The sequence below is a fragment of the Candidatus Nanosynsacchari sp. TM7_ANC_38.39_G1_1 genome, assembly GCF_004138385.1.
In genome coordinates this window covers 1-3,257 of record NZ_PQNZ01000068.1, presented here as the reverse complement: position 1 = coordinate 3,257, position 3,257 = coordinate 1, and the positions used below count along the sequence as shown (strand labels likewise).

Genomic DNA, 3,257 nt, shown 5'->3' with positions numbered 1-3,257 from the left:
GTATTTTTACAGTGCAGAGGATATTGTTTTAGTTGTCGCGTATATCTTGGACTGGATTGCGGCGCATGTTGCGTAGTAGTGGCTGAATGCTGGAGATTAGGCTGACTATGAATATCGAGCTAACAACAGCTATAATTATAGGCGATTCTAGGCTAAAAACGCTAAATTGCGGCGCGCTGCCAACTGTTCCGAAGGCTGTCGCTGCAGTGTCGGTTAGGTTTTTGCCGTAGGTATTTGCTATAGCGAAAGCAGTTGCAATACCTAAAATCAGAGAGGCGATGGCAATTCTTAGTGCTACAATTACGACGTATATGATGTATATACAAGCGATATCTCGTCGTTTTGCGCCCATCGCGCGGTAAATGGCAGTTTCTTTACGGTTTTCTGCGATGATACGTGAAACAGTGAACCAAATTATAATTATCGCCAATCCTAGTACTGTAGGTAGAGCGACGCTAGCGATTTGATTAAACAACTTCCCTATTTCATCCAGAATCAGGTAGTTTGACCCATATGGGTTGGCGGCAAACTGCTTATTGCATTTATCATTAAGCTCTGGACAAGCCTCGTTGTCGAGAAACGCTCGCGCTTTTGCAACGCTAGAAAATTCTAAAACGCGGGGAGTGAATTCATCTCTCATTAGCCGTACAGCCGTAGAGCTTGCTTCCTGTTGCTGGATATCATCGAACTTTAGTTTTTCTGGCAGAGAATCGTATAGTTGGATAGGAATGTCTAGCGCCGATGAAGAATCTTGCGAAGCTAGTAGATTCTTGATATATTCGCTGGCGTTTTTCTTGTAATCAGTTTGCGGTTGCGCGTACTTAATGCCTACAATTTGAAAAGTGAGCAATTTGTGCTTAGGCTCTATATATGTTCCGAGTTTTTTCTGATTGGCTTCGTTAGAATCGTCGCTCTTCTTTTCGGCGGCGGTCCGAGTGTCGGATTTGACTACGATATCGCCGCAGGCTTGCTTCGGGTAATCATAAATCAAGTTGGGCTTTTGGTAGTTTTTGTTGGCTTCGTTGGCTTTTGCTTCGATGTAGTCTTGCTGTATTTTCTTGAGCAGCGTTTGTTCGGCTGAATTACGGTAGCAAACCTGATAAGTATGGCCGTTTAATTTTTCTTGGATGTTTTTAAGCCATTTAGATTTTTGGTTAGCGTCGGCTGGCTCGGCTTCAAGATTAAGCTTCTTGCCAAATAATGAGACGGCTTCTTGAGCGGAGACCACCACTGGTATGCCGTTTAGATGTGACGCATCGGTTGCTAGCATATAACGGCGTAGAAGCTGCTGGTCGGTGAAAGTATAGTTGCTATTATATATGGCGTTAGTGTAATAGCCGTAAGTTGTCATATCGTCTGCTTTGGGGTTAGAGTTGCCGAAGTCTTCTTTGTCATTTTGGATTAGGCGTAGCGCGGGGATTTGGGGTAAACCGCTTATTTTGTCAACGATATAATAGCCAGCGGCGTCGTATTTGCTGCCGATTTCTTTGAGATTGGTTAGCTTGTTGTTGGCAGTTTTAGCGTATTTTTCAAATTGCTGGTCATTGAAATCACTTATGACTGGCGAAGAAAAATTAACAGTCACTCGTTGTTCTTCTGGAAGTGAGTCGGGCATCCAAGAAGCTGGTAGCAGGGCTGGAGCTTCGGTACTCTTGTCGTAAGCTAATCCCAGCGATTTATATTTGTCTTGCAAGTTCTGATAGTATTTTTTCTCGAACGCTTTGAGTTCTCTAATTTCTTCTAAGGATAGGTTGTTGGTGATTCCTAAAGCTTTGTTTGGTATATTTGGTGATGCTTTGACAAGGTAGCGGTCGTTGCCAACTTTCTTTATAAACATTTCTGCGCTCTTTTCGGCGCCAGTAAAGACAATAATTATGGCGATTAACGCCGCGAATAACAAGCTTGCCACGATAGTGGAAGCGAAAAGCATGCCGCATTTTGAATGAAGCTTGGTGCGGGCTAGTTTTACAGCGTACGATGGGCGAATCATGTGATAGCTCCGTCTTTTAATTCTATGACGCGGTCGGCTTGGCGGGCAATGCTCGCATCGTGAGTAACTATAACAATTGTCGAACCGAGAGTTGAGCGGATTTCGCGGAACAGATCGATAATTGATTGACTGTTGGTCGAATCCAAGTTGCCAGTTGGCTCGTCGGCCAGAATGATACGCGGATTGTTTATTAGCGCTCGAGCAATTGCGGCACGTTGAATTTGCCCGCCTGAAAGTTCTTTGGGTAGGCGGTTTGCGTACTCTTCTAGACCGACTTTTTGGAGTAGCCAAGTTACTTTGGCGTCAATAAGATTTTTCTTTTTAGCGGTAAACATGGCTGGTACAGCAATATTGTCGCTAAGCTGCAAAAAAGGCTGTAGATAAAACGATTGAAAAACAAAGCCGATAGTATTTTGACGAAGCTGGCTGAGCTGGCTGTCGCGCAAGTTAGTCGTCTCCTTGGACTCGATGACAACAGATCCTGAGGTTGGCTGATCAAGGCAGCCTATAATTTGCAGTAGCGTACTTTTGCCGCTACCGCTAGCGCCAGTAATGGTGATAAGCTCGCCTTGTTTGATTGCCAGGTTTATTCCGCGAAGCGCTTTAACGGTTTGCTTGCCGAGTTTGTAGTCTTTCGAGACGTTATTGAGGAAGATTGCTGTTTGGCTAGAACTCGTCGCGATTATGTTTTCTGATTTTTTGATCTCAGTGTTTGTATCCATGTTGGTAATCCTTATGTGTAAGTATAGCACGTACAGGCTAGCGTAATAAAGTCAAAACACCCCGCCATGTGAGAGCGAGGTGTTCGATTGTAGTGTGATGATTATTTGCCAGCGGGTGGCGTGTTGGTAGGCGAGGCCGGCGCTGCTGGCGGCAGTGGATCAACGTTGCTTGGCGGCGTTCCTTTTTTCCAACAATCCTCCGTGTGGAGGCTATATCGCTGGGGATGTTCTTGTAGTTCTTCAGGATCTACTGCTCTGATACGTTCTCTATCTTGGTCGCAGACTACGACAAGCCGGGACGTGTCATGACTTGGATGCTCAGGCGGCATCGGTTCTCTTGGTTGTTTGCGCGGTAGCTCTGGCTTGCTGGTGCTGCAGGCTGCGGTTACCGCCGCTAAGCCGGTGAATCCTAATATTCTTAGCGCTTTGTGGCGGCTAATACCTTCTCCTCTTGTTCCTGTTAGAACTTCTGGGCCTTTTGAACTTGTTACCATGAAACTTCAATTCCCTCCTCCGGGATTAGCGGCTTGTAGCCTATATGCAAC

3 protein-coding genes are annotated in these 3,257 nt (G+C 45.4%); all 3 read right to left on the bottom strand.

Translation table 11 applies throughout. The features are described from left to right. Positions 1 to 28: 28 nt before the first annotated feature. A complete protein-coding gene (locus tag G1ANC_RS03955) occupies positions 29 to 1,990 on the bottom strand; it encodes an ABC transporter permease (protein ID WP_129693701.1) in 1,962 nt (653 codons plus the stop codon). Beyond that, on the bottom strand, positions 1,987 to 2,712 hold the full coding sequence (locus G1ANC_RS03950; RefSeq protein WP_129693700.1) for an ABC transporter ATP-binding protein: 726 nt from the start codon (positions 2,710 to 2,712) through the stop codon (positions 1,987 to 1,989). The genes G1ANC_RS03955 and G1ANC_RS03950 overlap by 4 nt, the downstream gene beginning before the upstream one ends. 101 nt (positions 2,713 to 2,813) lie before the next feature. Next, on the bottom strand, positions 2,814 to 3,206 hold the full coding sequence (locus G1ANC_RS03945) for a hypothetical protein (RefSeq protein WP_129693699.1): 393 nt from the start codon (positions 3,204 to 3,206) through the stop codon (positions 2,814 to 2,816). Positions 3,207 to 3,257 lie beyond the last annotated feature (51 nt).

What these genes read in the sequence shown, in the direction of transcription:
- G1ANC_RS03955 (WP_129693701.1), bottom strand. Translation starts at nt 1,990, where the DNA reads ATGATTCGCCCATCGTACGCTGTAAAACTAGCCCGCACCAAGCTTCAT.
- G1ANC_RS03945 (WP_129693699.1), bottom strand. Translation starts at nt 3,206, where the DNA reads ATGGTAACAAGTTCAAAAGGCCCAGAAGTTCTAACAGGAACAAGAGGA.
- G1ANC_RS03950 (WP_129693700.1), bottom strand. Translation starts at nt 2,712, where the DNA reads ATGGATACAAACACTGAGATCAAAAAATCAGAAAACATAATCGCGACG.